The 25604-nt window shown below is 63.5% G+C and carries 29 protein-coding genes and 1 tRNA gene; 18 read left to right on the plus strand and 12 right to left on the minus strand.

The annotated features are described in order from the left end of the window. The first annotated feature begins 34 nt into the window (after window positions 1–34). Entirely contained in the window at window positions 35–298 is a 264-nt protein-coding gene (locus JQ633_RS12700; protein WP_211985355.1) for a hypothetical protein, read from the plus strand. Here JQ633_RS12700 and JQ633_RS12705 read toward each other — a convergent pair. Both JQ633_RS12705 and JQ633_RS12710 read right to left on the minus strand, forming a co-directional pair. After that, the gene (locus JQ633_RS12705; protein WP_211985551.1) at window positions 295–642 is read right to left on the minus strand and encodes a hypothetical protein; all 348 of its coding nucleotides are present in this window, start codon (window positions 640–642) and stop codon (window positions 295–297) included. The two genes, JQ633_RS12700 and JQ633_RS12705, sit on opposite strands and share 4 nt — an antisense overlap. Before the next feature lie 68 nt (window positions 643–710). After that, a complete protein-coding gene (locus JQ633_RS12710) occupies window positions 711–2051 on the minus strand; it encodes a molecular chaperone (protein ID WP_211985356.1) in 1341 nt (446 codons plus the stop codon). A gap of 279 nt (window positions 2052–2330) precedes the next feature. Between JQ633_RS12710 and JQ633_RS12715 the strand changes: the two genes are divergently transcribed. Then, on the plus strand, window positions 2331–2588 hold the full coding sequence (locus tag JQ633_RS12715; protein WP_211985357.1) for a PilZ domain-containing protein: 258 nt from the start codon (window positions 2331–2333) through the stop codon (window positions 2586–2588). Between the two features lie 143 nt (window positions 2589–2731). Then, complete coding sequence (locus tag JQ633_RS12720; RefSeq protein ID WP_211985358.1) at window positions 2732–2974, plus strand: hypothetical protein; 243 nt, start codon at window positions 2732–2734, stop codon at window positions 2972–2974. 16 nt (window positions 2975–2990) lie between these two features. On the opposite strand, the gene JQ633_RS12725 is transcribed toward JQ633_RS12720, so the two are convergent. The 3 genes from JQ633_RS12725 to JQ633_RS12735 form a co-directional block, all read right to left on the minus strand. Next, window positions 2991–3632 carry a glutathione S-transferase family protein gene (locus JQ633_RS12725; protein WP_211985552.1) on the minus strand — a complete coding sequence of 214 codons (642 nt, stop codon included), beginning with the start codon at window positions 3630–3632 and terminating at the stop codon, window positions 2991–2993. 337 nt (window positions 3633–3969) lie between these two features. Next, window positions 3970–4182 (minus strand): hypothetical protein, encoded by a 213-nt coding sequence (locus JQ633_RS12730; RefSeq protein WP_211985359.1) that lies wholly within the window; start codon window positions 4180–4182, stop codon window positions 3970–3972. A 4-nt stretch (window positions 4183–4186) separates the two neighbouring features. Continuing rightward, entirely contained in the window at window positions 4187–4639 is a 453-nt protein-coding gene (locus tag JQ633_RS12735) for a VOC family protein (RefSeq protein ID WP_211985360.1), read from the minus strand. 455 nt (window positions 4640–5094) lie between these two features. Between JQ633_RS12735 and JQ633_RS12740 the strand changes: the two genes are divergently transcribed. Further along, window positions 5095–5262, plus strand: a complete 168-nt coding sequence (locus JQ633_RS12740) for a hypothetical protein (RefSeq protein ID WP_211985361.1) — start codon at window positions 5095–5097, stop codon at window positions 5260–5262. A 457-nt stretch (window positions 5263–5719) separates the two neighbouring features. Here the strand turns inward: JQ633_RS12740 and JQ633_RS12745 are convergent, their stop codons facing one another. After that, window positions 5720–5893 carry a hypothetical protein gene (locus JQ633_RS12745; RefSeq protein ID WP_211985362.1) on the minus strand — a complete coding sequence of 58 codons (174 nt, stop codon included), beginning with the start codon at window positions 5891–5893 and terminating at the stop codon, window positions 5720–5722. A 660-nt stretch (window positions 5894–6553) separates the two neighbouring features. Between JQ633_RS12745 and JQ633_RS12750 the strand changes: the two genes are divergently transcribed. Then, entirely contained in the window at window positions 6554–6829 is a 276-nt protein-coding gene (locus JQ633_RS12750) for a hypothetical protein (protein ID WP_211985363.1), read from the plus strand. Between the two features lie 114 nt (window positions 6830–6943). Here JQ633_RS12750 and JQ633_RS12755 read toward each other — a convergent pair whose 3' ends face one another. After that, the gene (locus tag JQ633_RS12755) at window positions 6944–7105 is read right to left on the minus strand and encodes a hypothetical protein (RefSeq protein WP_211985364.1); all 162 of its coding nucleotides are present in this window, start codon (window positions 7103–7105) and stop codon (window positions 6944–6946) included. 215 nt (window positions 7106–7320) lie between these two features. Here JQ633_RS12755 and JQ633_RS12760 point away from each other — a divergent pair, with 215 nt between their 5' ends. From JQ633_RS12760 to JQ633_RS12775, 4 genes are all read left to right on the plus strand, one after another. After that, a complete protein-coding gene (locus JQ633_RS12760) occupies window positions 7321–8082 on the plus strand; it encodes an SIR2 family NAD-dependent protein deacylase (protein WP_211985365.1) in 762 nt (253 codons plus the stop codon). Between the two features lie 199 nt (window positions 8083–8281). Next, window positions 8282–8947, plus strand: coding sequence for a cold-shock protein (locus tag JQ633_RS12765; RefSeq protein WP_211985366.1), 666 nt, complete (start codon window positions 8282–8284; stop codon window positions 8945–8947). A gap of 194 nt (window positions 8948–9141) precedes the next feature. Further along, a complete protein-coding gene (locus JQ633_RS12770; RefSeq protein ID WP_211985553.1) occupies window positions 9142–9579 on the plus strand; it encodes a DUF192 domain-containing protein in 438 nt (145 codons plus the stop codon). A 67-nt stretch (window positions 9580–9646) separates the two neighbouring features. After that, a tRNA-Pro gene (locus JQ633_RS12775) sits at window positions 9647–9723 on the plus strand. A gap of 92 nt (window positions 9724–9815) precedes the next feature. Here the strand turns inward: JQ633_RS12775 and JQ633_RS12780 are convergent. Further along, window positions 9816–10286 carry a hypothetical protein gene (locus tag JQ633_RS12780; RefSeq protein WP_211985367.1) on the minus strand — a complete coding sequence of 157 codons (471 nt, stop codon included), beginning with the start codon at window positions 10284–10286 and terminating at the stop codon, window positions 9816–9818. 338 nt (window positions 10287–10624) lie between these two features. Here JQ633_RS12780 and JQ633_RS12785 point away from each other — a divergent pair, with 338 nt between their 5' ends. The 3 genes from JQ633_RS12785 (at window position 10625) to JQ633_RS12795 (ending at window position 13732) form a co-directional block, all read left to right on the plus strand. Next, complete coding sequence (locus tag JQ633_RS12785; RefSeq protein WP_211985368.1) at window positions 10625–12061, plus strand: DUF1254 domain-containing protein; 1437 nt, start codon at window positions 10625–10627, stop codon at window positions 12059–12061. A 53-nt stretch (window positions 12062–12114) separates the two neighbouring features. Further along, window positions 12115–12552 carry a DUF2721 domain-containing protein gene (locus JQ633_RS12790; protein ID WP_211985369.1) on the plus strand — a complete coding sequence of 146 codons (438 nt, stop codon included), beginning with the start codon at window positions 12115–12117 and terminating at the stop codon, window positions 12550–12552. Between the two features lie 403 nt (window positions 12553–12955). Beyond that, window positions 12956–13732 carry a cyclase family protein gene (locus tag JQ633_RS12795; RefSeq protein WP_211985370.1) on the plus strand — a complete coding sequence of 259 codons (777 nt, stop codon included), beginning with the start codon at window positions 12956–12958 and terminating at the stop codon, window positions 13730–13732. Between the two features lie 321 nt (window positions 13733–14053). On the opposite strand, the gene JQ633_RS12800 is transcribed toward JQ633_RS12795, so the two are convergent. Continuing rightward, window positions 14054–14350 carry a hypothetical protein gene (locus JQ633_RS12800; protein ID WP_211985371.1) on the minus strand — a complete coding sequence of 99 codons (297 nt, stop codon included), beginning with the start codon at window positions 14348–14350 and terminating at the stop codon, window positions 14054–14056. 359 nt (window positions 14351–14709) lie between these two features. Between JQ633_RS12800 and JQ633_RS12805 the strand changes: the two genes are divergently transcribed. Then, window positions 14710–16527: a carbamoyltransferase family protein gene (locus JQ633_RS12805; protein WP_211985372.1), complete on the plus strand. Its 1818-nt coding sequence runs from the start codon at window positions 14710–14712 to the stop codon at window positions 16525–16527. Between the two features lie 25 nt (window positions 16528–16552). Here JQ633_RS12805 and JQ633_RS12810 read toward each other — a convergent pair whose 3' ends face one another. Next, a complete protein-coding gene (locus JQ633_RS12810) occupies window positions 16553–17716 on the minus strand; it encodes an OpgC domain-containing protein (protein ID WP_211985373.1) in 1164 nt (387 codons plus the stop codon). 240 nt (window positions 17717–17956) lie between these two features. Here JQ633_RS12810 and JQ633_RS12815 point away from each other — a divergent pair, with 240 nt between their 5' ends. After that, on the plus strand, window positions 17957–18262 hold the full coding sequence (locus JQ633_RS12815; RefSeq protein WP_211985374.1) for an ETC complex I subunit: 306 nt from the start codon (window positions 17957–17959) through the stop codon (window positions 18260–18262). 114 nt (window positions 18263–18376) lie between these two features. Here JQ633_RS12815 and JQ633_RS12820 read toward each other — a convergent pair whose 3' ends face one another. Continuing rightward, window positions 18377–18874 (minus strand): Lrp/AsnC family transcriptional regulator, encoded by a 498-nt coding sequence (locus JQ633_RS12820; RefSeq protein WP_211985375.1) that lies wholly within the window; start codon window positions 18872–18874, stop codon window positions 18377–18379. Beyond that, window positions 18871–19533 (minus strand): TetR/AcrR family transcriptional regulator, encoded by a 663-nt coding sequence (locus JQ633_RS12825; RefSeq protein WP_249159227.1) that lies wholly within the window; start codon window positions 19531–19533, stop codon window positions 18871–18873. Before JQ633_RS12825 ends, JQ633_RS12820 begins: the two co-directional genes overlap by 4 nt. A 194-nt stretch (window positions 19534–19727) precedes the next feature. On the opposite strand from JQ633_RS12825, the gene JQ633_RS12830 reads away from it, so the two are divergent. From JQ633_RS12830 to JQ633_RS12845, 4 genes are all read left to right on the plus strand, one after another. Next, window positions 19728–20900: an isovaleryl-CoA dehydrogenase gene (locus tag JQ633_RS12830; protein ID WP_211985376.1), complete on the plus strand. Its 1173-nt coding sequence runs from the start codon at window positions 19728–19730 to the stop codon at window positions 20898–20900. A gap of 118 nt (window positions 20901–21018) precedes the next feature. Continuing rightward, window positions 21019–22623, plus strand: a complete 1605-nt coding sequence (locus tag JQ633_RS12835; protein ID WP_211985377.1) for a carboxyl transferase domain-containing protein — start codon at window positions 21019–21021, stop codon at window positions 22621–22623. Window positions 22624–22625: 2 nt separating this feature from the next. Then, on the plus strand, window positions 22626–24632 hold the full coding sequence (locus JQ633_RS12840) for an acetyl/propionyl/methylcrotonyl-CoA carboxylase subunit alpha (RefSeq protein ID WP_211985378.1): 2007 nt from the start codon (window positions 22626–22628) through the stop codon (window positions 24630–24632). Further along, on the plus strand, window positions 24629–25537 hold the full coding sequence (locus JQ633_RS12845) for a hydroxymethylglutaryl-CoA lyase (protein ID WP_211985379.1): 909 nt from the start codon (window positions 24629–24631) through the stop codon (window positions 25535–25537). Before JQ633_RS12840 ends, JQ633_RS12845 begins: the two co-directional genes overlap by 4 nt. The last annotated feature ends 67 nt before the right edge of the window (window positions 25538–25604 follow it).

Genomic DNA, 25604 nt, shown 5'->3' on the forward strand with positions numbered 1-25604 from the left:
TCATCTGCGGTTCCAAATAGGGAGGGTGGTTGTCGTGGCGGAATTTCTGGATCATCAGCAGCGGCTCGACTATGCCAAGAGCTGCCTGCAACAGCTTGCGGTTAGGGCTGAACCTCAAGAAAAGATGCAGCTGCTCGGTGCAGCGAACGCGTTGGGGGTGGCCGAAGAGCGTATTTTCGCGCTTGAGGCGCTTGTCCGCGGTATCGCGAAGAAAGTTGACATCCAGCGCGCCGATCTGGGCTATCCGACTGGGCGTGAGCTTCCGGAAACCTATTTGAGCGAACTGCTGCGGCGCTAGACCAGTCGCAAGGTCAGTTGGCGCCGGCCGCCGGTGTGTCGCTCGACGAAGGCCTCGAGCGCGGACGGAACGTCGATCGCCTCGAGGTCGCAGCGGCGTTGCAGCTCGTGGGCAATGTCCTCGGAGACGTCCTCGCTCCACCCCTCGGCGGTGTTGAAGCCGATTACCCGGATCGGGCTGGTGAACTCGCCGGCCAGCATCTCCCGGATTACGGTCTCGAGGTCTGTCGCCTCGAGGTCGGCCTCACGCCAAGCGCGGCCGATCGGGCCGAAATCGTCGGCGACCAGGTAGACGGTCTGATCGGTCGAGGGGACGATCGAGGGAACCCAGCCGGACCGGGGCATCACGCAACTCCACGCATACAGGGGCTCCCTCCAAGATAGGCGCCCGTCGCCGCGGAGTCGAATCGCCCTTACGCGCTCGCCTTTACCAGCTGCAGCGGGCGGGCCACGGTCATGCCGCCGGCCAAGGCGATCATCTCGATATATTTCAGCTTGAGACGCAGGCCGTGGCCGTCGCCGTATTTCGGCTTCTTGGTGTCGTGGCCCATCAGCTCGTCCTTGAGCTCGTCGGAGGCCTCGACCTCGCGCAGCCGGTCCTTGAAGCCGTGCCGCAGGGAATAGAGCGTATGGCGTTCGGTCTCGCGCAGCTTGTGGTCGGTGAAGTAGGCGTTGACCGCGGCCGAGAGCGCATCGCCGTTGTCGCGGTAGTGCGAGAACCCACGTGGAAACAGCTTCATGGCCTCCAGCGAGATCCCGACCAGCGGGATGTCGCGATAGGACGAGGCGGTCTTCAGCACCCGGTCGTCGGGGCGGACCTGGATGTGCGGGATCTCGGACTCGAGCAGGATCCGGTCCGGCTGCAAATTGATGATCTCGGACGGCCGCGCGCCGGTGTTGACCATGATCAGCACCACGGCGCGTTCCTCGGCGTTCATTGTCGCCAGCGCGCCTGGCGTCAGCAGGCGGTTGACGATCCACCATGCCGAGAACGGCGGCCGCGGCCGGACCTCCTCTTCCTCGAGGCGCAGCCCGGCAAACACCCGGTCGAGCCGTAGCCGGTGCCGGCGGGAGACGGCCGTCAGCATTCCGGTGATGTGGGTCAGGTTGCGGTTGGCGGTGCCGGCCTGCACCTCGCCGTCGACGACGCGCTCGGTCCAGAAGTCGACGTATTTGAGCGCGTCCTCATGGCTCAGGCGGATCGACCTGTCGCCGACCACGTTGATCAGCACCTCGACCGCGCGCTTCTTGCCGTTGCGCCATTTCTTGACCTGGCCCTCGGACATCTTGGCGATCGTGGTCTTCTTGGCGATCTCGAACTCGTCATAGAGGCCGGAGAGCAGGATCTGCGGGGTGGGCACCCCGCCGAGGGCGGCATCGACGGTCGCCAGATCATGCCGGCGCTCGCCGACGGCCAGCGTGTCGAACCGGCGCAGGATCTCGTCGGCGGTTTCCTTGGCGATCTCCTCGATCGGCTTGTAGGGCAGGTCCAGGGCCTGCGCCCGGCGCCATGCGTCATCGAACGCCACCGCGGCCTGACGCGCTCCCTGGCCCGCCGCGGCCTTCCATGCGGCTTCCTGGTCGATATCGAGCTGGGTCGCCACGCGGGCGGCCCGGACGCCGGTCCGATCGTCCCTGACCTTGATTCTGGTGGAGATCCGGACGCTGTCGCGCGCGTCGAAGGCGGCGAATTCCGGCGGCACGCGGCGCACGTAGTACCAAAGGCCGCCCCGCTTGGTCAGACGCTCGGGCATTTCCATCCCTGTTGCACAGTTTGTTGCACACAAGCTGCCATGGAACGGCGAGAATTGGCCAGCTTTTTGCGGGTTTTTCAACCTTTTCAACTGCTTCCGATGCCCTCCGGACCGCCCCGCTAGGGAGCGCCATGACCCCGTCCCAAACGAAATTTCTGTAAGGCCAGCGGCCCGGCGCGTTCGATCCCGCAGCGAGCCGGTGATTGCGGCAATCCGCGGCGATTTCGCAACGCTTTGGTAAGCCAGCGGCGCTAGGGCTGGGCCCCGGGGAATGATGCCATGCCTTCAGGGACCAGGAAGCGCGAAACGCGCAAATCGCTGCGCCAATCCGGTTGGATCACGCTCGACGGCGGATTTGCGGCGCGGCCCTGCGTGGTCGAGGACATGTCGTCCTCCGGCGCCAGGATCACGGTGCAGGACAACAGCGCGCTGCCGGCCAAGTTGCGGCTGGCATTCTCGCGCGACGCCCGCACCGGGCGCGCCTGCGAGGTGGTCTGGCGCGACGGCAAAACCTTCGGCATCAAATTCGTGAACTAGAGCGTTTTCGAGCGAGGTGGATACCGGTTCGCGTAAAGAAAACGCGTCAAAACAGGAATCTAGAGCTCGGTTCCGATCCCATCGGAACGGAAATGGCTCTAGAACGCTGTGGTCTCATTCAGCCTCGCGCGATAAAAGGCCGAATGCGGATCATCAGCCTTGCCGTCATTGCCCTGCTTCCCGCTGCCGCCTTCGCGCAGCAGGGCAACGGGCGGAGTTTTCAGACACCACCCGACGCCGGCAAGACGCTGGCGCCGAAGACGACATCGCGGAGCAATCCGTGTGCGTCGTTCGGGCCGGGTTTCGTCAAGGTCGAGGGCACCGACACCTGCGTGAAGCTCGGCGGCGCCGTCAGCGTCGGCGCCGGCATGTCGGGCGCACGCTGAACAGCGCGCGTCGCTTCTACGACATCGGCGGCGCGACGAAGCGCACGAAGCCCGCGCGTTGTCCGAGCTCGCCGAACCAGCGCGCCAGATTGGGCAGAACCGGCTTGGTGACGCCCTCGACGCCGAGCCAGCGCCGCGCAAAGGCGCCGATTGCGATGTCGGCGATCGTGAACTGATCGCCCTCGATGAAGCGGCGGGTTGCGAGCCGGGCCTCGACCACACGCCACACCACGCCCTCGGCATCGACATCACTCTGGATCTGGATCATGTCGCGCTTCTCGGGCGGCGTGCGCACCAGCGCCCAGAACACCGGACGGTCGACCGGCTGCAGCGTCGACAGCGTCCAGTCGAGCCAGCGGTCGACGCCGGCGCGCGCCGCGGGGGCTTGCGGATAGATCGGCGAGCCTTGTCCGTGCGCCATGCAGAGATAGCGCATCACCGAGTTGGATTCCCACAGCACGTAGTCGCCGTCGACCAGCGTCGGAATGCGGCCATTCGGATTCATCGCGAGATAGTCGGGCTGATCGTTCTTGCCGAACTGCATGCCGGCATCGATGCGCTGATAGGGCAAGTCGAGCTCGGCGAGGCACCAGAGCACTTTCTGCACATTGACCGAGTTGGCCCGACCCCAGATCGTCAGTTGCGGCTTGCCGTCCATCACGCGTTTCTCCCGCGGTTTGCTGTTTGCAGCGTTCTTTAGCGGAGTGCCTTGCAAAAAGCCCGTGGTGAATTGCACGCAGGACAAAAAACAGGCCCCGCCGCGGCGCGCGGCAGGGCCTCTTGTCTCCAGCTCGGTTATCCGCGCGTTACGCGCGCAACCGATTCAGTGACCGAAGAACAACCAAAGCAGAATAATCACCGGGATCGGTACACCCAACAGCCAAAGCAAGATTCCTCTTCCCATCGCATTGCCTCCTGAAATCCCTCATGTGGGGAGACAACGTCGATGGTTGCGGGCGGTTCCTAACAGCCGGACCGCCCTTCAACGCGAAGAATCAGCTTGGTATTTCAGAGAGTGAAAGCCCGATCCTGAACAGCGAATAGCCGTCGCGTTCAATCGCCTCACGGATCTCCCGATTGACGTCGTCGGCCCGGCGGCTGCGGCTGATCTGCCACTCGCTTGCGCTTGTGCCCTCCGGAAACGGCGCGTCCGCCTTCACCACCAGGCGATAGGCGGGATGGCGGACGTGCACGAGGAAACGATACAAGGGCTCACCAGTGGCCGGTGTTCTGCATCGAGGCCCAGGGCTCCGCCGGCGGCTTCGCATCGCCCTTCTGCAGGATCTCGATCGAGTGCAGATCGGGCGAACGCACGAACGCCATGTTGCCGTCGCGCGGCGGCCGGTTGATGGTGACGCCCATCTTCATCAGCTTGTCGCAGGTCGCATAGATGTCGTCGACCTCGTAGGCGAGGTGGCCGAAATAGCGGTCCTCGCCGTATTTCTCCTCGTCCCAATTGTAGGTCAGCTCGACCAGCGGCGCACCACGGGTCTGCGGCAGCGACTTCAGCAGGTCGAGATCCTCCGGCGCGCAGAGGAACACCAGCGTGAAGCGGCCCTTGTCGTTGTCGATGCGGCGCACTTCCTTCAGCCCCAGCGCATCCTGATAGAACTTCATCGCGGTATCGAGGTTGCGGACGCGCAGCATGGTGTGCAGATAGCGCATTTTTCTTGTCCTCCTGAGAACGTCAGAGATTTTGTTTTGGGCGGGGTGGTCCGGAGCGGAAGGTAGCAGCAATCCGCGGCGAGGGGCAGGGTTCTCGGGCGGTTCGCGGGCGGATCAGAATCCCATTTATGCGCGTTGTGCTCTCAACCTTTCGCGAGCCTCAGACATGCAAATCAACCGGCCCTCAATCGAAGACCTCGCTGAACGCTGAGAACGCATGCAGACTTCTGTTGTCGCTCTGAGCCCGTCAGAGAGCAGGAGCGCTTGTTGTGCGCGTCGCCCGGCCAAGCAAAGCACGGCGAATGGCTTCATTCGATATTCGTAACAACAGAATCAATCATGTCCGAAATTTCATCCGGCAAAGGTGCGGCATAATGATGCTTAAAGTTGCAGCAGTTTAATGAACGCGCGCCCCGGCATGCGCTATTTTCCGCGCAACCTATTGGAGCCCGTTGATGTCGAACCGCGTCGAAGACGTGCAGATGTTGAGGTTGGCGAAGGCGTTCTACAAGATCAAGAGCGCGGATTTGCGCCGCGCTGTGTTGCTCTATGTCGAAGAGCAGCTCGAGAAGGAAGAGAAGGGGCCGGCCGTTCTGCCGCAGAACTGTCGCACGCATCCGTGACGCACGTTGTCGCCGCGCGCAAATCATCCCGGCCGCCGGCCTGCTTCGGTCTCGGCCGTTGCGCAAACAATTTCGCGCCCGAAATGGAAAGCCCCGCAGGCTGGATGCGGGGCTTTCCCAGTTGACGGACTGGGGATTCAGGGCGTGAGCCGTCAACTGCGGCACCAAACTTAAGGTTGAATCTGGAAAATGCAACAGCGCCGCGGCGACGGAATATGTTCGTCCCGCAGCGCTGCGCTAGATACTGGGCCCTGAAATCCCCCAGCGCCCGTGTGTCGCCGCACGGCGCGAAAGGTTCAAAGGAAAGGTCCGGCGGGGGCAGGGTGTCGCAAGCTTGGACGGGAGGACCGTTGACCTGGGACCGTACGGCTCCGATGGCTGCCCTCATGGACGGCGTCGTTGGTCGTGCCCGCATCGGTGCCGCCTCATGCTCTAGCGGTCGGGTGCAGCGGTGGTTCTACACCTTGATGTCGAGAATGGTTTCGACCACCTCGCGGTCGGCCTTGTTCTTGGCGGCGAAGATGTCCAGCACGTCCTCGCTGAGGACGCGGGGATGCGCCTTCGCCGTCTGGTCGACGACGAGCTGCACGCGGGCCTGGGTCACTTCGGTTGGGACGGGGTAAATGAGCATGGCTCTCCCTCCTGGGCGGAACCTTTTCAGTGATTTCTTAACGATTTGTTGCGCCGATCGGTGCGAATCGTGGCACCGATTGTCGGTGCGGCGCGGCCTTTTGGCGCAATTGCGTGCCGCTTTCAGCGCATCGGCGAGATCCGTGACATTTCCGCGATGGGTGTGGCTTTGTGCGCAGCAAGCTATCGAACTTGCTGGATAAAGAGCGCTGGCGGGCCTGTGGATATGCTGCGGACAACCATGGGATATGCTGCGGAAAAGTGCTGCTCGCTGGTAGCAGGCTGCCGGAATGGCGAAGCGGATCGGCGTGAGGCAACAGCGCGATCAGTCCGCCTTCTCACCCGGCGGCTTGTGATAGACGGCGATGCCGATGAAGCCGGCAAACGCGATCACGTTGAGCAGAAGTTCCATCCACGCCGGCATGACGTCATTCCCACTTGCGCGCATCAAATAACGCGAAGGTTGTCTTTTTGTTCCGGCGCTAACTGATGGTAGCTCTGCGCGATCGCATGGCTACGGAACCGGGATCCATCCCGGCACACTGATTATGTGCTTGAAATCGCGTGCAACATCCGACGTGCGGCGTGCCGCGCTCAGGTCATCTGCAACCATCTCCGCCGCGTGGCGTTAGCCACCTGACCACTGTGGAGGAGGTTGCGCATGAAAAAGACATTGGCAGTTCTGGTGGCCGTTGCGACGGTTGGCGCAACGGCGCTGAGCGCGCCGGCTGAGGCGCGCGGCCGCGGTATCGGTCCTGGCCTGGCGTTCGGTCTGGCCGCCGGCGCGATCGCCGCCGGTGCGGCAGGCGCGTATGGCCCTTACTACGGTTACGGGCCGGGCTACTATGGCCCGCGCTATCACACCTACTATGGCGACGGACCGTACGCCTATTACGGCCGCCCGTATTACCATCACCGTCGCTATTACGACTGGTAACGAACCCAGCATCGCTGGCGACAGAGAAAGCCCGGAGCTCCTCGCTCCGGGCTTTTGCTTCGCAACGTCAGAGCGCGAAGCACTCGCCATCGCGCTGTTGCAGGCTGCGCGGCGTCAGGCCGTCTTCGTCTGAAATCCGCTCCACGCATTGCCGAGCGTGCTGGCGTAATACTCCTGGCGATCGCGCTCGAACTTCTGCTGCGTCGCTCTGAAACTGGCAACGCGTGCGGCGATCTCTTCGCGCTCGCGCGCGAGGGCGTCTTTCTGATCGGTCATTGCCCATCCTTCTGCTTGTAGTCCCTGTCCCCGGCGGCATTGGCGTTGCCTAATTGGGCATGAATGGGGAGCAGGCAGTGCAGGATTGTGATGAAGCAAAGGCGGTGGAAAACGCGCGAGCCGCCCGCGCGGCCTGATCGTCGGCCGGCGCTGCGCATCGATCTCGCAATCGGTCGGGCCGTGCTATAGTCGGTGCGGTCAACCGGATCATCCCCGTGATTGCAAGAGATCTGCACAGCGGCGTCGAGCAGCTTGGCGACATGATTGCCGAGGCGTCGTCGATCGTTCCGTTCACCGGAGCCGGCATCTCGACGGAGTGCGGCATTCCGGATTTCCGTTCGCCGGGCGGGATCTGGACGCGCAACCGGCCGATCCCGTTTGACGAATTCGTCGCCAGCCAGGATGCGCGCGACGAATCGTGGCGCCGCCGCTTTGCGATGGAACCGACCTTCGCGGCGGCTAAGCCCGGTCGCGGGCATCGCGCGCTCGCCTCGCTCTATCGCGCCGGCAAGGTTCCGGGCATCATCACCCAGAACATCGACAATTTACATCAGGCGTCAGGCTTCAAGGCCGACGACGTGATCGAGTTGCACGGCAACACCACCTACGCGCGCTGCATCGGTTGCAGCAAGGCCTACGATCTATCGTGGGTGAAGCGGCTGTTCGACAGTACCGGTAGCGCTCCCGACTGCGACGACTGCGGCGATCCGGTGAAGACCGCGACAATCTCATTCGGTCAGGCGATGCCCGAGGATGCGATGCATCGCGCGACGGAACTAACCCGGCACTGCGATCTTTTCGTTGCGATCGGTTCGTCGCTGGTCGTGTGGCCGGCCGCAGGCTTTCCGATGATGGCGAAGAACTGCGGCGCAAGGCTCGTGATCATCAACAACGAGCCGACCGATCAGGACGACATCGCCGACCTCGTGATCCGCCACGACATCGGCGAGACGCTTGGTCCGTTCGTAGGCAACTGAAGCCGGTTTGATTCGCGGCTGTGCAAGCCTGTTCATAGTTCCAGATGGATTCGCTTTTTTGGCTATGCGATGCGGGCGGGAGTGTTATCTTTTGATTCGAGATTCGCGCGACGTTATCGCGAGTTGGTGATGGATAGCAGCGTGTTCAGGCTCGGCCGCAATGACGGCGAGCTGCAATTGATGTGTGGGGTCCGGGGTCATGGGGTCGGACGGATTTGAGTCCAAGAAGCTCGGCGGCCCGCCGGCGAGCGGAGGCGGGCAGAGCAGACTTGGGCCTGGCGACTACGCGAGCAACGCGCCGCGCGATGCGGCGTTGGATGCGTTCTCAGGTCTCGGCGATACCGCGGCCAATCTCGTCGAGCTCACCGGCGTCATCAAATGGTTCGACGCCTCGAAGGGTTACGGCTTCATCGTTCCGGACAATGGCTGGCCCGACATCCTGCTGCACGTGACGGTGCTGCGGCGCGACGGCCATCAGACCGCCTATGAAGGCGCGCGCGTCGTCGTCGAATGCGTGCAGCGCGCCAAGGGCTACCAGGCTTTCCGCATCGTCTCGATGGACGAGTCGACCGCGATCCATCCGGCGCAGATGCTGCCGCCGCGCACCCACGTCACGGTGACCGCGACCAGCGGGCTTGAGCGTGCGCAGGTCAAGTGGTTCAACCGGCTGCGCGGCTTCGGCTTCGTAACCTGCGGCGAGGGGACGCCCGATATCTTCGTGCACATGGAGACGCTGCGTCGGTTCGGCATGACCGAGCTGCGTCCCGGCCAGTACGTGCTGGTGCGGTTCGGGCCCGGCTCCAAGGGCATGATGGCTGCCGAGATTCATCCGGAGAGCGGTCCGTCCGCACTGTCGTCGCACTGAGCCTTGCCTCGGCGTCAAGCGCTTGGGCGCCTGACGCAAACGTGAGCCGCCGGGTGGCCATCGAGCCTCCCGCCTTTGCCAAGGCTCTGGCATTTGCCGCAATCATCGGGTTAGGGTCCGCCGGAAAACCTCTCCGGCGTGAGTATTTGTCGATGAATTTCGTTTCCATTGTTGGGCGGCTTCGCCCGTGGCTGATGACCGCGCTCGTCATCATGTTCGGCGCATTGGCCGGCCCGGCTGCGCAGGCTGCAAGCTTCCAGCCGCTCGAGATCGTCACCAAGTCCGGCGTCCATGTCTTCTCGGTCGAGATGGCGACCACGGAGCAGGAGAAGGAAACCGGCCTGATGTACCGCAAGGAGCTTGCGGACGGCAAAGGCATGCTGTTCGACTTCTCGCCGGAGCAGGAGGTGTCGATGTGGATGAAGAACACCTACATCCCGCTCGACATGATCTTCATCCGCGCCGACGGCCGCATCCTGCGCATCGCCGAGAACACCGAGCCGATGTCGACCAAGATCATCCCGTCGCGCGGGCTCGCCAAGGGCGTGCTCGAGGTGATCGCCGGCACCGCGCAGAAATACGGCATACAGCCCGGCGACCGTATCGCCCATCCGCTGTTCAACGGCCGCTGAGGCCGCTCGAACCGGCGCCTTGCTGGCGCGCGGTTATGCGTGTATCCACGGGGCTTCTCGAAAATATCGGGGTATAGCGCAGCCTGGTAGCGCGGCAGTTTTGGGTACTGCAGGTCGTTGGTTCGAATCCAGCTGCCCCGACCAATAAAATCAATATCTTGGCGGCCTAGCCAAAATCCGAAATTCTCCGAAGCGACCAGCCCTTGCGCTGCTCCGGCGCAACTCGCGGGGCCGATTCAGCACATAATTTGATTGCACCAATCTATAAATATAGAAGTTTGCTCGCCGGATTTGGGCAGTTGACCTTTCACTGACTTGACCTTGAACGAAAGGTTCCGCCCATCATAGGCCGGGTCGCTAAGTTCCATCACGGACACCTGGTAGGCTCCATCGACCCAAACCGTGAATCCGGCATTTGGGGGAGTGCTCTGGAAGCTATTGCCTTTGCCCTTCGTCCATCCATCGACAAAGTCCTGCAAGGACACTGCATCGGCCACCCGGCGGGGTCGGTCGGCAAACATCACGATCCGCGGAGAAACCTCCGATAGGGTCACGGTCGTTCCATTGAACGACAGTTTGTTCGCGGTAGAAATGAAGAGCCAACTGGTATTCTTGTCATTACGCGCGATGGTTTCGGCCATCTCGGCGACTGCGGAAGAAGCGAAAACAATCAATCCCAGAAGGGCGGCGACAAAAGTCTTCAACATGTTGACCACTCCGCGTTTCGTGCCAAATAATTGAGGCCTGCGCGCTCTCCTTGTCAATCGCCCTACGGAAGGGGCGCGGTATCGGGGCAAATCGTCATCGCGCTCTAGCTCCGTGTTCGAGCATGGTCGTCGTAGTCCGGCAACCAGCATACAGCGGATGTTGTGAGCCTGCGCACGATCGATGGCAGGGTCTTGAAAAGGCAAAATCACTCCGGAAGCCGCCGCTACCTACCGCACAGTGTCGGAAGAGGACGGACATCTCGAATTGCTCCGTTGATGTAAATCAAGGCGCATGGAACCGGACCTACTATCCTGCTGAACAGGCAGGGAGGTACAACATGTCGATCAATCGTCGCCAAGCACTCGTCGGGTTGAGCGCAGCCTCGACCATTGCGCTCGTCCAGGGCGCTCGCGCGGACTTTGATGGTCTGATTATCCGGGCTGTCGAAGGCGGGGAAGATTTCTGGCTCGCCCAGGACGCCTACATCTACGGCTATCCGCTCGTCACGATGGAGATGACCCGCAGGGTCATGACGAATGTCGCGTCTCCCGAGGGCACACGCGGGCCGATGGGCCAGTTCGTCAAGCTGCGCAAGTATCCGGACGCCAGCTTCAGGGACGTCACGGCGCCTAATGCCGACACGCTCTACACGAGCGCCTGGATCGACGTTGGGGACGAACCCTGGGTCGTGAGCACGCCGGACATGAAGGACCGCTACTTCCTGTTTCCCATGCTGGATGGCTGGACCACGGTGTTTCAGGTGCCGGGCAAGCGCACGACGGGCACGAAGGCGCAGACCTACGCGATCACCGGGCCGGGTTGGAAGGGCACGCTTCCCGCGGGTGTCCGCGAGTACAAGTCTCCGACCAGCATGGTCTGGATCCTGGGCCGGATATACTGCACCGGCACGCCCGAGGACTACGCGGCCGTGCACGCGGCCCAGGACGAGTGCAAGCTCGTGCCCCTCAGCTCTTACGGCAAGTCGTATACGCCCCCGGCAGGCAAGGTGGATGCGTCAATCGACATGAAGACGGCGGTGCGCGATCAGGTCAATAGCCTGGACGCGGTTGCCTATTTCACCCTTCTTGCGCAATTGATGAAGCGCAATCCGCCGGTGCCCGCCGACGCGGAGGAGGTCGCCAGATTTGCCAAGCTCGGCCTTGTCCCCGGCAAGGACTTTGATGCCAGCAAATTCGACGTCGCGTTGGCCAAGCGCGTGCCGCAGGTGGCGTTCGACCGGATCATGCTGCAGTTCAAGGTCAACAAGGCGATCAAGAACGTCAACGGCTGGGCGTTCGATAGCGAAGCCGGCATCTATGGCACCAACTATTTCAACCGTGCCCTTGTCACCGCGATCGGCCTCGGCGCCAATCGCATCCAGGACGCGTGCTATCCGACGTCGCAAAAGGACGTCGACGGCAAGGACTATGTCGGCAGCAACAAGTACACCATGCGTTTCCCGAAGGGGCAGCTTCCCCCGGTCGGAGGCTTTTGGTCGCTCACGATGTATGACGAGAACTTTTTCTTCGTCAAAAATCCGATCAATCGCCAGTCGATCAGCGCTCGCCAGCAACTCAAACCCAATCCGGACGGTTCGGTTGATCTCCACATTCAGAAGGACAATCCGGGCCCGGACAAGGAGAGCAACTGGCTACCCGCGCCTGAGGGCAAGTTCGTCCTGATGCTGCGCATGTATTGGCCGAACGAGAAGTCGCCGTCGATCATCAACGGGACCTGGAAGCCGCCGCCGGTACGGAAGGTGAGCAGCAGCTAGGGGACGCCGTCTCCTGGCTAGTCTTGAGTTCATCGGAGGCGAAGCGTGACAAGATGCTGTCCATAGTGACGCCTTCGATAGACCAGCTCAGCAGAATCATTGCGACTGTTGCGGCGCCGGCTTTCCTATTGGGCGCCGTCGCCAGCTTCATTTCGGTGCTGGTAGGCAGGATCAATCGCGTGGTCGATCGGGCTCAGTTTCTGCACGCCATCCCCGGCGATCACGAATCCAAGGCTCACCTGAAAGCCGACCTGCCGCGTCTGAAGCGTCGCGCTGCCTTGCTGAACCGGGCATTGATATGTGCGGTGATCTCTTCGATCTTCACCGGCCTCATCATCATCGTCGCATTCATCAGCGCATGGTTCAGCATGGCGCATGAATATGGCGTCGCGCTGTTGTTCATCGGCGCGCTTCTGTTGTTCTGTTCATCCCTGATTGACCTGGTGCGCGAGGCCCGGATTTCGCTGCACGACAGCGACCTGCAGGCCTGAGCAATTCGGCATCATGAGAGGTGAAGCGGCTGTCGGCGTGCGTCCGCGAGGCGCGACGTGCCGACAAATGAAAACCCCGCAACGCGGGCGGGGTTTTCAGCCGGCGGCAATGAGGATTTAAGGGCGGCGCCGCCGACGTATTTCTAAGCTGGAGATTGCATCGTGGAATGCAACAGCGCCGTCTGGGCGGAATATAATCGTCCAGACAGCGCTGCGCGAATGACTGGGCCCTCAAATCCCCAGCGTCTATGAGTCTCGCCAGCCGCGAAAAGGTTCGAGCAAATCGTCGTTGCAGCTTGCCGCAGGTCCGAAGCCGTTCGGTATCAAGCGGACGTGCCTTGCCGATCGGCCGGTCGTGCTGGCAGGCTGGCGCTGCCGCAAAAGAACAATCCGTGAGGACACCATGGCGCGCCGACTGATCGACATCTCCGTTCCCCTGCAGAACGACGTTCCGGCCGATCCGCCGGGCAATCATCCGACCATCCAGTATATCGATCACCAGCAGGGCCTGCCGCGCATGCTGCAGTTCTTCGACGGGCTGAAGGCGGAGGATGTGCCGGACGGGCAGGGCTGGGCGGTCGAGCAGGTCTCGCTCTCGACCCACAACGGCACGCATCTCGACGCGCCCTGGCATTTTCATCCGACGATGAACCGCGGCGAGCGATCCTGGACCATCGACGAGGTGCCGCTCGACTGGTGCTTTCAACCCGGTGTGAAGCTCGACTTCCGGCATCTGCCCGACGGCTATGTCGCGACCGCCGCCGATGTCGAGGCCGAGCTGAGGCGCATCGGCCACACGCTGTCGCCGCTGGAGATCGTCGTCGTCAATACCAGCGCGGGCGCGAAATACGGCCGGCCGGACTACGTCACCTCGGGCTGCGGCATGGGCTATGAGGCGACGATGTATCTGCTCGAACGCGGCGTGCGGCTGACTGGCATCGACGGCTGGAGCTGGGATGCACCGTTCGTTTACACCGCGAAGAAGTACGCCGAGACAAAGGATGCCAGCCTGATCTGGGAAGGGCACAAGGCCGGGCGGCACATCGGCTACTGCCACATCGAGAAGCTGCACAATCTGGAACAGCTGCCGCCGACCGGCTTCATGGTGTCCTGCTTCCCGGTGAAGATCGAGCGCGCCTCGGCGGGATGGACGCGGGCGGTCGCCATCCTCGATGGCTAGGTCGATCGGCGGGAACCCGGGACAGTGGATCGTTTGCGGCAGGTTGTGACTGTTTGGCGACAGCCCAAGGCGGCAAATTGTGCTTTCATGCACGTAGTGGTGGTGTCCTGATTTGGATGACCGGCCCGGCGACGGTGCCGCCAGCACTTCTGATTTGCGAAGTTCTCTCCCGTGACTAGAGCCCCGGCGGTCTCCCGGGGCTCTTTCTTGCATGACGTCAGCATGGCTGCGTCAGTGCGGCTGCGCGCCAAAAAAAAAGGTGCGCCGGAGCCGGCGCACCCAACAATCTCTGCTGCAATATGTGCGTGGAGCGAAGCGCTGTTACCAGCGGCAGACGCGAACGCCGCGCGGGGTCCACCAGCAACGCGGACCGACGACGCCGTAGCCGTAGCCGCGATAGCCGTAGCCGCGGCCCCAGCCGCCGCGATAGCCGTAACCACGACCCCAGCCGCCGCGATAGCCGCCACCGCGATAGCCCCAACCACCGCCGCGTCCGCGGTAGGCCTGCGCAGGCGAAGTGGTCGCACCAACCAGAATGGCGGAGGTGCTGACGACATACACGAACAATAAAGCGACCGCTGCGAGGCAACGAGTCAGGATATTGTAGCGTTTGGTCATTCTGAAGATCTCCCGGTACTTCCAAAACATCTGAACCGATGTTGGCCGTCTTGCTTTGACGCGCGAGACCGGCATTCGGTTCGCATACGCCAAGACAATATTTTCACGAAGGTTCTTGCGACTTCTTGCAACTCTATTGAGACGAACGCCCAAGTCAAGTTACAGTCCCGATTATGAAGGAAAATCATGGTGTTGCGTTCATCTTTCCGTTCATCTGCCGTTCATTCTGTTCATCTGATCTTGGTTGGATTGTGCGCTGCCGCATCGAATATCTGCGAAAGCTCGGGATGACTGATCGTGAACTTGAAGTCGACATGATCGTACTCTCGAACGTTGAAGTCCGTCCCTGAAGAGTCCCCATGCCGAAACAACACATCTACGTGCTTGGTCTCAACACCTACGACCATGACGTGAGCGCCTGCCTGCTGCGTGACGGTGCGATAGCCTTTGCGATCGCCAAGGAGCGCATCACCCGCGAGAAGCATGCCTCCGGCTTCTACAAGGAGGTGATCGACTATTGCCTCGAGGCCGAGGGCATCACGCTCGACGACGTCGATCTCGTCGTGCGCAACAGTTACATCCTGCCGGTGCCGGAGATGGAGGAGCGGCTGGCGCACCAGGATATGCCGGGCTTCCTGCCGATCGCCGAGCGCGACGACGCGGAGAAGCACCCGCTGTTTCGCTCGAAGTCCGACAAAGTGGTGTCGATCTCGCATCACCTTGCACACGCCTACAGCGCGTTTGCGGTGTCGCCGTTCAGGGACGGTGTTGTGATGATCGTCGACGGCGTCGGCAACTACCAGGCCGACGTGATGGAGGCCTATCCCGCCGATGCGGCGACGCCGCTGGCCCGCGAATCCGAGAGCTACTACAAATTCGACGACACCCGTCTGGAATGCTTGAAGAAGGTCTGGATGGAGCCTGCGCGTGGGCTGCTGTCGGACGAGTTCTACAACATGCCGGGTCTTGGCGCGCTCTACAGCCGCGTCTCGACCTATGTGTTCGGCGACTGGAACAAGTGCGGCGAGCTGATGGGGCTTGCGCCCTATGGCCGCCGCGAGGAGGTCGGCCATCTGCTTGACATCACCGACGGCAAGCTCAGCATCCCGTTCTGGAGTGCCGAGAACCAGCGGCCCTACGTGCTCGACAGCGGCAGCTGGGACAAGAACCCGGCGATGCGGCACTGGGAGGACATCGCCTGGCGGGTGCAGGACGACACCGAGAACGTGCTGCTGGCGCGCGCGCGCTGGCTGCGCGAGACCACCGGCGCCAAGAACCTCTGCATCGCCGGCGGCGTCGCGCTGAACTGCGTGGCCAACGGGCGTGTCGCGCGCGAGGCCGGCTTCGAGAACATCTGGATCCAGCCCGCCGCCGGCGACGACGGCATCGCGATCGGCTGCGCCTATTACGGCTGGCTCGAAGTGCTCAAGCAGCGGCGCGCCTTCGTGATGGAGCACGCCTATGTCGGCAGGCCCTACAGCGACGCCGAGGTGGCGTCGGCGCTGAAAGACTTTCTGGTGCGCATCCAGGTCGACGCGCGGCGCAGCGACAACGTCTGCCGCGACACCGCAAGGCTGCTGGCCGAGCAGCGCGTGATCGGCTGGTTTCAGGGGCCGTCCGAATTCGGCCCGCGTGCGCTCGGCAATCGCAGCCTGCTGGCTGATCCGCGCAAGGCCGAGATGAAAGACATCCTCAACAGCCGGGTCAAGCACCGGCAGGCGTTCCGCCCGTTCGCGCCGCTCGTGCTGGCCGAGCGCATGACGGAGATTTTCGAGGGCGAGGAGGACTCGCCCTTCATGCTGATCGCAAAGCCGGTGCGCCCCGAATGGCGCGACAAGATCCCCGCGATCGTGCATGTCGACGGCACCGCGCGCGTGCAGAGCGTGCGGGAGAGCACCAACCCGATGCTCTATCGCCTGCTGAAGGAGTTCGAAGCGCTGACCGGCGTGCCGGTGCTGATCAATACCTCCTTCAACGTCAAGGGCGAGCCGATCATCGAGACGCCGCAGGACGCCGTGAGCTGTTTCCTGACCACGGGGATCGACAATCTCGTGCTACACGACACCGTGGTGTCCAAGACCAGGATGCACCGGGTCGTCGCGCCGGTCATGACCACGTTCGGCGACGTCTCGACCATCGTCGCCTCGAGCACGCAGGACCGCAATCGCGGCGGCTAGAACCTGTTTCTAGCCCGAACCTGGTTCAGCCGGCCTTGGCCGGCGCCGCCGGCTTGGGCGCCGGCGGCTTGACCGGCTTGTCCTGCCGTTTCGACCACGAGATGTAGTAGGCCACGATCGTCATGATCGCGATGCCGGAGATCGACACGAAGATCTGCGCGAACAGCGAGCCCGAGCTCATCGAGAGTTCGAAATGCCCGACGAACGACAGGAACACGCCGACGCAGAACACCGCGAGCGATTGCTGGCCGCAGACGATCAAGGGATCGAATATCTTCCACTCCAGCGCCGCCCAGTCCTTCGGGACGAAGCGGATCACCAGCACGGTGATCACCACGAAGTGCAGGAAGCGGTAGGGCGCGAGGTTGGTCTTGTCGTTCGGGTTGAACGCCGAATAGAGCCAGTCCGGGAACATGGCGCCGAAGTCCGGGAAGCGGCCGGCCATGGTCATGATCAGCGCGAAGATCATGTAGGCGATGCAGAACCAGAGCGTGTAGCGCGAATTGATGATGTGCATGTTGTTGCGGGCGCCGCCCATCGCGCACCACGAGCCGAACACGAACAGCACCTGCCAGGCGAACGGATTGAAGTACCAGGTCCCGGCCGGATAGGCCGGCAGGTTCCAGCCCAGCTGCCGCGACACCAGCCACAGCGCGATCGAGGCCAGCATGGTCCAGTTCGGCTGGCGCAGCATAAACCACAGCACCGGCGGGAACAGGCCCATCAGCACGATGTAGAGTGGCAGCACGTCGAGATTGACCGGCTTGAACTTCAGGAACAGGCCCTGGCGCAGCGTCTCGGTGGCGTTGTCGACGAGGCCGGCGACGTTGAACTCGTTGATGATCTCGGAATCGCCGAAGCGCAGCGCCAGATAGCTGATCGAGGCGATGTAGATCACGAACAGGATGATGTGGGCGACATAGAGCTGCCAGACCCGCTTGGTCAGCCGGGTGGCGCCGACGATGAAGCCGCGCTCCAGCATCATGCGGGCGTAGACGAAGGACGCCGTGTAGCCGGAGATGAAGACGAACAGGTCGGCGGCGTCGCTGAAGCCGTAATTTCGCGTCGTGATCCAGTTCACGACGTTGTCGGGGATGTGATCGAGATAGATCGCCCAGTTCGCGATGCCGCGGAACAGGTCGAGCCGGAGGTCACGTCCTTTGTCGGGCAGGGTAGCGTGGATTTCCATGGGGCGCCGCTTCTTCGAGGTGATGCTGTCGAGAAGGCCGCGCCGCGGGCCCAAGGCACACTCCAAGGAGGTCCCGGGGCCAGATTGTCACAGCGCGGTAGAATGACTATACCGGTCCGGCGAAGGGTACCTCCGGAAATAAGGAATCACCGATCACGTCGCTGAGCGGTGTCTCTATACTATCCCGGCGGTTTCCTCCAAACGCTTCCATGTCGCATATCCCGAAGGGCCCGACCATCCATGACCGCACGCATTTTTAAGCCCGCCAAAAACGCGATGCAATCGGGACGCGCCAAGACCCGTGAGTGGCAACTGGATTACGAGCCGGAGCAGCCGCGCACCGTGGAGCCCTTGATGGGCTGGACCTCCTCGGGCGACATGAAGCAGCAGCTCACCCTGCACTTCGACACCAAGGAGGAGGCGATCGCCTATTGCGAGCGTAAGGGCATCGCCTACCAGGTGATCGAGCCGAAGGATTCGGCGCACCGCCAGATCGCCTACGCCGACAATTTCGCCTTCCGCCGCTGGGAGCCCTGGACGCATTAACGCGTCGGCCGACGTGTCGTAGGGTGGGCAAAGCGCAGCGTGCCCACCATCGCGAGCACGACGTGAATGGTGGGCACGGCGCTTTCGCGCCTTTGCCCACCCTACGTAGCCGGGTCAACCCGCCGGGTTCGATGACGCCAGGCTGCCCGGGATCGGCAGCGGGGCGTCCTTGGAGACGCCGAGCACCGGGAAGCTCCTGATTTTACGGACATTGGGCAGCCCGGCGAACTGCAGCAGCTGCTGGCGCATGTCGTCGACGCTGGGCGCGACGCATCTCAGCATGAAGTCGGCATCCCCCGAGATCCGCCAGCACTGCAGGAAGCGCGGCACAGCGGCGACCGCGGCCTCGAAGGCCTCGATCGCGGTCAGCGTCTGGCTGTCGAGCTGGATCAGCACGAAGGTCGTGACCTCATAGCCGAGCTGGCGTTCGTCGAGGGTCGCCCGGACCGCCTGGATCACGCCGCGGCTGCGCAGGGCGCGGACCCGGCGCAGGCAGGGCGGGGCGGTGATGCCGACCCGCGCGGCGAGCTCGTTGATCCGCATCCGGCCGTCGCGCTGCAGTTCGGACAGGATCCTGAGGTCGATGTCATCGAACTGTGGGCGTTCTGTCACGGGCGCTCGCCCGCCAGGTCGTCGCTGGCATGCTTGCCGCTGTTGTGCGCTTTGGCGGTCACCGCCGCTCCGGCGCCGACACCCGACAGCACCAGCTTCTCATGCGCGGCGATGATCGCCTCCCGCGTCAGCCGGCCGCCGGGACGGTACCAGGTGCAGAGTCCGGTCAGCAGCGCCAGGATCGCGAAGGTCGCGACCTGGATGTCGACGACCTCAAAGTCGCCGTCCGACACGCCGTCGACGAGAATCTGCGCCAGCCGCTGCTCGTAGACGCCGCGCAATGCCACGATAGCGTCGTAGTTCTTGCCGTCGAGGCTGCGCAGCTCCGAATTGGCGATGAACACCTCGCGCTTGCGCGTCATGTGGTAGGTGACGTGGAAGGCGACGAAGGCGCGCAGCTTCTCGACCGGGTTGCCCTTGTCCTCGAGGGCAAGGTCGAGCTCGCGCAGCAGATCGTTGATATGATCCTGCACTAGATCGAACAGCAATTCCTGCTTGGTTGAGATATGATTGTAGAGCGAGCCGGCCTGGATGCCGACCTCGGCCGCGAGCTGGCGCAGGCTCATCGCCTCGTAGCCGTGCTCGTAGATCAGGCGCACACCGGCCTTGCGGATCGCTTCCAGCGTCTTCGGGCCGTGTGAGCCGATCGTACGTGCCATCGGGGGCCTCGGATGGGTCTGGGCTTGTCAGGGAGGACCGGAAACAAGCGAACGACCGTATGTTTATCTCATGAAATCCAAGCAAATTCAACCGATTGTGGATTTCATGCACTGATCATAGCAGGTCCGCTTGCGAAGCCAATAAAAAAACGTATGATCGTTTAATTGCAAGATGAATCCTGTAGGGAGGGATCATGGCGTCGAACCAGGCCGCAGTCTTCAATTTCGACCTTGGCGAAACCGCGGATGCGATCCGCGAGACGGTGCATGATTTCTCGACCAACGAGATCGCGCCGCGCGCGGCCGAGATCGACCGCAGCAACCAGTTTCCGCGCGACCTCTGGCCGAAGATCGGCGCGCTCGGCCTGCACGGCATCACGGTCGAGGAGGAATATGGCGGGTCGGGCCTCGGCTATCTCGAGCACTGCATCGCGGTGGAGGAGATCTCGCGGGCGTCGGCTTCGGTCGGGCTGTCCTACGGCGCGCATTCCAACCTCTGCGTCAACCAGATCCGCCGCAACGGCAACGAGGCGCAGAAGCGCAAATATCTGCCGAAGCTGATTTCCGGCGAGCATGTCGGTTCGCTGGCGATGTCGGAGCCGTCGGCCGGCTCGGACGTGGTCTCGATGAAGACCCGCGCCGAGAAGAAGGGCGACCACTTCGTGCTCAACGGCAACAAGATGTGGATCACCAACGGCCCGGTCGCCGACACGCTGGTGGTTTACGCCAAGACCGATCCGAATGCCGGTCCGCGCGGCATCACCGCCTTCCTGATCGAGAAGGGCATGAAGGGATTTTCCACCGCGCAGAAGCTCGACAAGTTCGGCATGCGCGGCTCCGATACCTGCGAGCTGGTGTTCGAGGATTGCGAGGTGCCGGAGGAGAACGTGCTCTCCGACGTTGGCCGCGGCGTCAACGTCTTGATGTCGGGTCTCGACTATGAGCGTGCGGTGCTGGCGGCGGGGCCGATCGGCATCATGCAGGCCTGCATGGACGTCGTGCTGCCATACGTCCACGAGCGAAAGCAGTTCGGCGAGCCGATAGGCTCGTTCCAGCTGGTGCAGGGCAAGATCGCCGATATGTACACCACGATGAACGCCTCGCGCGCCTATGTCTATGCGGTGGCGAAAGCCTGCGACCGCGGCGAGACCACGCGCGAGGACGCCGCCGGCGCGATCCTCTACGCCGCGGAGAAGGCCACGCAATGTGCGCTGGACGCGATCCAGCTGCTCGGCGGCAACGGCTATATCAACGACTATCCGACCGGCCGTCTGCTGCGCGACGCCAAGCTCTACGAGATCGGCGCCGGTACCAGCGAGATCCGCCGCATGCTGATCGGTCGCGAGCTGTTCACCAAGACGGCCTAACTTTCCTCTCCCTCGCCCCGCTCTTGCGGGGAGAGGGCCGGGGTGAGGGGCTGTCACCACGCCGGCGGTGACAGTGACCCGATCCGCAGTCCCACCTCCAACGAAACGTGCAACACCGATGCCGCTTCATTCGACGATCGATCCGACATCATCCGAATTCGCCCGCAACGCCGATGTGATGCGTGGCCTCGTCGCGGAGCTCCGCGACAAGCTCAACGAAGTCGCCGGCGGCGGAGGCGCGACCTCGCGCAAGCGCCATACGTCGCGCGGCAAGATGCTGGCGCGCGACCGCGTCGACCTGCTGGTCGATCCCGGCACCGCGTTCCTGGAGCTGTCGCCGCTGGCCGCCAATGGCCTCTACGGCGGTGACGTACATTCGGCGAGCGTCATCACCGGTGTGGGGCGTATTTCGGGACGTGAATGCATCATCGTCGCCAATGATGCCACCATCAAGGGCGGCACCTATTATCCGCTGACGGTGAAGAAGCATCTGCGCGCCCAGGACATCGCGCGGCAGAACAATCTGCCCTGCGTCTACATGGTGGATTCCGGCGGCGCCTTCCTGCCGCTGCAGGACGAGATTTTCCCCGACGAGCGGCATTTCGGCCGCATCTTCTACAACCAGGCCCAGATGTCTTCGCAGGGCATCCCGCAGATCGCGATCGTGATGGGCTCCTGCACCGCTGGCGGTGCCTATGTGCCGGCGATGTCGGACGAGAGCATCATCGTGCGCAATCAAGGAACCATCTTCCTCGGCGGTCCGCCGCTGGTGAAGGCGGCGACCGGCGAGGTCGTCACCGCCGAAGAGCTCGGCGGCGCCGATGTCCATTCGCGGCAATCGGGCGTCACCGATCACTACGCGCAGAACGATGCCCATGCCATCGGCATCGCGCGGCGTATCGTCGGCACGCTGAAGCAGCCGGTCAAGGCACAGCTCAACATGCGCCCGCCGCAGGAGCCGCTGTTTCCGGCTGAGGAGATCTACGGCGTGGTCTCCGCCGACGGCAGAAAGCCGTTCGACGTGCACGACATCATCGCGCGGATCGTCGACGGCTCCGAATTCGATGAGTTCAAGAAGCTCTACGGCACAACGCTGATCTGCGGCTTCGCCCACATCTGGGGCTATCCGGTCGGCATCATCGCCAACAACGGCATCCTGTTCAGCGAGAGCTCGCTGAAGGGCGCACATTTCATCGAGCTGTGCTGCCAGCGCGGCATCCCGCTGGTGTTCCTGCAGAACATCACCGGCTTCATGGTCGGCAAGAAATACGAGGCCGGCGGCATCGCCCGCGACGGCGCCAAGCTGGTGACCGCGGTCGCGACCGCGGGCGTGCCGAAATTCACCGTGGTGATCGGCGGCTCCTACGGCGCCGGCAATTACGGCATGTGCGGCCGCTCCTACAGCCCGCGCTTCCTATGGCTATGGCCGAACGCCCGCATCTCGGTGATGGGCGGCGAGCAGGCGTCGATGGTGCTGAGCCAGGTGCGCCGCGACGGCATCGAGGCCAAGGGCGAGAGCTGGTCGGCGGAAGAGGAAGAGAAATTCCGCGAGCCGATCCGTGCGCAATACGAGAAACAGGGCAATCCCTATTACGCCACCGCGCGACTGTGGGACGACGGCGTGATCGACCCGGCCGACACGCGGCTGGTGCTCGGGCTCGGCCTGTCGGCTGCCGCCAATGCGCCGATCGAACCCACCAAGTTTGGCCTGTTCAGGATGTGACCATGGACCGCTCAAAACTCTACCGGCGTTTCCGTACGCTCCTGATCGCCAACCGCGGCGAGATCGCCTGCCGCGTCATCCGCTCCGCGCGCGCCATGGGACTGCGCACCGTTGCGGTGTATTCAGAGGCCGACCGCGACGCGATGCATGTCGCGCTCGCTGATGAGGCGGTGCTGCTCGGCCCGGCACGTGCCCGCGACAGCTATCTCAACATCGAGCGCGTCATCGCGGCGGCGAAGGAGACCGGCGCCGAGGCGGTGCATCCTGGCTACGGCTTCCTCTCGGAGAATGCCGAATTCGCCCAGGCCTGCCTCGAGGCCGGGCTGGTGTTCGTCGGCCCGACCGCCGAGATGATGACGGCGATGGGCTCGAAGTCGGGCTCGAAGGCGCTGATGGAGAAGGCCGGCGTGCCGCTGGTGCCCGGCTATCACGGCGAGGCGCAGGACGAGGCGACGCTGGCGGAGGCCGCCAACCGGATCGGCTTCCCGGTGCTGGTCAAGGCCTCGGCCGGCGGCGGCGGCCGCGGCATGCGCGTGGTCAATTCGGCGGGCGAATTGTCGGCCGCGATCACCAGCGCCAAGCGCGAGGCCAAGGCGGCGTTCGGCGACGACCGCATGCTGATCGAGAAATACGTGCAGAACCCGCGCCATATCGAGGTGCAGATCATCGGCGACAGCCATGGCAACCTGCTCTCGCTCTGGGAACGCGAATGCACGCTGCAACGGCGGCACCAGAAGGTGATCGAGGAGGCACCGTCGCCGACCCTCAACGCCGCGCAGCGTGACACGGTCTGCGAAGCTGCGCGAAAGGCAGCCGGCGCTGTCAACTATGTCGGCGCCGGTACCATCGAGTTCGTCTCCGACGGCAAGGATGTGTTCTTCATCGAGATGAACACCCGTTTGCAGGTCGAGCATCCCGTCACCGAGCTGATCACGGGCGTCGACCTCGTCGAATGGCAGCTGCGCGTCGCCTTCGGTGAGGCGCTGCCGCTCAAGCAGGACGAGATCAGGCTGAACGGCCACGCCATCGAGGCGCGCGTCTACGCGGAGAACCCGCAGAAGAACTTCATGCCCTCGGTCGGCCGCATCAAGACGTGGCGGACGCCGCCGGAAGGCGATGGCCTGCGCATCGATGCCGGCTATCGCAGCGGCGACAGCGTCTCGCCGTACTACGACGCGATGCTGGCCAAGGTGATCGCCTGGGCGCCGACCCGGCAGGCCGCGATCGAGAAGCTCAACCGCGGGCTGGAGGAGACCGATGTCCGCGGCATCGTCACCAACATCCCGTTCCTGTCGGCGCTCGTGACGCATCCGGACACGCGGGCCAACGCGATCGACACCGGCTTCATCGAGCGCGAGCTGAAGAACCTGACCGCCGGTACCGGCGCGGCCGGAGAGTTCGAGCTCTGCGCCGCCGTGGCCGCGATCGTCAACGACGAGCAGAAGGCCGCGAAGGGCGCTGCCAACTCGCCCTGGCAGACCTTTGGCTGGCAGCCGGTCGGCCGCCGTCAGCGCGTCTTCTCGCTCCGGCAGGGTCACGAGCCCGCGCAAACTATCACGCTGCATTATGGCAGCGGACCGGCGACGCTGTCGATGGGCGGGCGCGAGCTTGCATTTGCGATCTCGTCGTCTGACGAGGCCGGCTTCGACCTGACGCTGAACGGCGTGAAGTCACGCGTCGCCTCCGTGATCGAGGGCCACGAACTCTACCTGCGCACCCGCAACGGTCGCTTCGACCTGCACTGGGTCGATCCGTTCGGCGGCGAGAGCGAGGAGCAGGTCGGCGAGGACAAGATCGTGGCGCCCTTGCCGGGCACCGTGGTCGCGCTGCTGGCCGAGGAGGGCGCGACGCTGGAGAAGGGCGCGCCGATCCTGACGCTGGAAGTGATGAAGATGGAGCAGACCCTGCGCGCACCCTATGCCGGCGTGCTGAAGAAGCTCAAATGCAAGGTCGGCGACATCGTCGGCGAGGGCGTCGAGCTTGCCGAGGTCGAGGCGGCGGCGTCATGAGCAGTCATATCCGCATCATCGAGATGGGGCCGCGCGACGGCCTGCAGAATGAGAAGACGCCGGTCAGCGTCGAGGCACGCATCGCCTTCGTCGAGGCGCTGGTGGCGGCCGGGCTTCGTACCGTCGAGGTCGGTGCCTTCGTGTCGCCGAAGGCGGTCCCGCAGATGGCAAGCTCGGATGTGGTGCTGCGCGGCGTCAGCCACGTCAGGGACGCCGAATTCCACGTGCTGGTGCCGAACGAGAAGGGCTACGACGCGGCCCGCGCCGCCGGCGCCAAGGTAGTGTCGGTGTTCGCCGCCGCCTCCGAAGGCTTTTCCCGCGCCAACATCAACTGCTCGGTCGCGGAATCGATCGAGCGCTTCAAGCCGGTGCTGGCGCGCGCCAAGGCCGATGGCGTCAGGGTGCGCGGCTATATCTCCTGCGTGCTCGGCTGTCCGTTCGACGGCGAGATCAAGCCCAAGGCGGTCGCCGACCTTGCCATGACCCTTTGGGACCTCGGCTGCTACGAGATCTCGCTCGGCGACACCATCGGCGTCGGCACGCCGCTCAAGGCCAGGGAGATGCTGCGCGCGGTCAGCGCCGAACTGCCGGTGGCCAACCTCGCGATGCACTTCCACGACACCTACGGCCAGGCGCTCGCCAACCTCTATGCCGGCATGGAGGAGGGCGTCCGCGTCATCGACAGCGCCGCCGGCGGCCTCGGCGGCTGTCCCTACGCGCCCGGTGCGACAGGGAACGTTGCCACGGAGGACGTGGTCTACATGCTCGAGGGCATGGGAATTGCGACCGGCGTCGACATGGAGAGGTTGCTCGGCGCGACGAATGAGATTGCTGGCTTGCTCGGTCGTCCGCCGGTCAGCCGCGTCGCAAGCGCGCTGAACGCGAAGAAGAAGCGTGCTGCGTAGCGTGGGTAGAGCGCAGCGAACCCACGAAGGTGATGGGTTTCGCTGCGCTCTACCCATCCTAGGGAGT

Source organism: Bradyrhizobium tropiciagri, assembly GCF_018130505.1.
GTDB lineage: Bacteria > Pseudomonadota > Alphaproteobacteria > Rhizobiales > Xanthobacteraceae > Bradyrhizobium > Bradyrhizobium tropiciagri_B.

Coding starts and splice junctions, on each gene's coding strand:
- JQ633_RS12810 (WP_211985373.1), bottom strand. CDS start 17,716: ATGGAAATCCACGCTACCCTGCCCGACAAAGGACGTGACCTCCGGCTC.
- JQ633_RS12740 (WP_211985361.1), top strand. CDS start 5,095: ATGTCGAACCGCGTCGAAGACGTGCAGATGTTGAGGTTGGCGAAGGCG.
- JQ633_RS12805 (WP_211985372.1), top strand. CDS start 14,710: ATGCCGAAACAACACATCTACGTGCTTGGTCTCAACACCTACGACCAT.
- JQ633_RS12735 (WP_211985360.1), bottom strand. CDS start 4,639: ATGCGCTATCTGCACACCATGCTGCGCGTCCGCAACCTCGATACCGCG.
- JQ633_RS12750 (WP_211985363.1), top strand. CDS start 6,554: ATGAAAAAGACATTGGCAGTTCTGGTGGCCGTTGCGACGGTTGGCGCA.
- JQ633_RS12755 (WP_211985364.1), bottom strand. CDS start 7,105: ATGACCGATCAGAAAGACGCCCTCGCGCGCGAGCGCGAAGAGATCGCC.
- JQ633_RS12770 (WP_211985553.1), top strand. CDS start 9,142: ATGACCGCGCTCGTCATCATGTTCGGCGCATTGGCCGGCCCGGCTGCG.
- JQ633_RS12790 (WP_211985369.1), top strand. CDS start 12,115: ATGCTGTCCATAGTGACGCCTTCGATAGACCAGCTCAGCAGAATCATT.
- JQ633_RS12725 (WP_211985552.1), bottom strand. CDS start 3,632: ATGGACGGCAAGCCGCAACTGACGATCTGGGGTCGGGCCAACTCGGTC.
- JQ633_RS12800 (WP_211985371.1), bottom strand. CDS start 14,350: ATGACCAAACGCTACAATATCCTGACTCGTTGCCTCGCAGCGGTCGCT.
- JQ633_RS12825 (WP_249159227.1), bottom strand. CDS start 19,533: ATGGCACGTACGATCGGCTCACACGGCCCGAAGACGCTGGAAGCGATC.
- JQ633_RS12845 (WP_211985379.1), top strand. CDS start 24,629: ATGAGCAGTCATATCCGCATCATCGAGATGGGGCCGCGCGACGGCCTG.
- JQ633_RS12840 (WP_211985378.1), top strand. CDS start 22,626: ATGGACCGCTCAAAACTCTACCGGCGTTTCCGTACGCTCCTGATCGCC.
- JQ633_RS12705 (WP_211985551.1), bottom strand. CDS start 642: ATGCCCCGGTCCGGCTGGGTTCCCTCGATCGTCCCCTCGACCGATCAG.
- JQ633_RS12795 (WP_211985370.1), top strand. CDS start 12,956: ATGGCGCGCCGACTGATCGACATCTCCGTTCCCCTGCAGAACGACGTT.
- JQ633_RS12815 (WP_211985374.1), top strand. CDS start 17,957: ATGACCGCACGCATTTTTAAGCCCGCCAAAAACGCGATGCAATCGGGA.
- JQ633_RS12710 (WP_211985356.1), bottom strand. CDS start 2,051: ATGCCCGAGCGTCTGACCAAGCGGGGCGGCCTTTGGTACTACGTGCGC.
- JQ633_RS12745 (WP_211985362.1), bottom strand. CDS start 5,893: ATGCTCATTTACCCCGTCCCAACCGAAGTGACCCAGGCCCGCGTGCAG.
- JQ633_RS12830 (WP_211985376.1), top strand. CDS start 19,728: ATGGCGTCGAACCAGGCCGCAGTCTTCAATTTCGACCTTGGCGAAACC.
- JQ633_RS12835 (WP_211985377.1), top strand. CDS start 21,019: ATGCCGCTTCATTCGACGATCGATCCGACATCATCCGAATTCGCCCGC.
- JQ633_RS12765 (WP_211985366.1), top strand. CDS start 8,282: ATGGGGTCGGACGGATTTGAGTCCAAGAAGCTCGGCGGCCCGCCGGCG.
- JQ633_RS12715 (WP_211985357.1), top strand. CDS start 2,331: ATGCCTTCAGGGACCAGGAAGCGCGAAACGCGCAAATCGCTGCGCCAA.
- JQ633_RS12785 (WP_211985368.1), top strand. CDS start 10,625: ATGTCGATCAATCGTCGCCAAGCACTCGTCGGGTTGAGCGCAGCCTCG.
- JQ633_RS12720 (WP_211985358.1), top strand. CDS start 2,732: ATGCGGATCATCAGCCTTGCCGTCATTGCCCTGCTTCCCGCTGCCGCC.
- JQ633_RS12780 (WP_211985367.1), bottom strand. CDS start 10,286: ATGTTGAAGACTTTTGTCGCCGCCCTTCTGGGATTGATTGTTTTCGCT.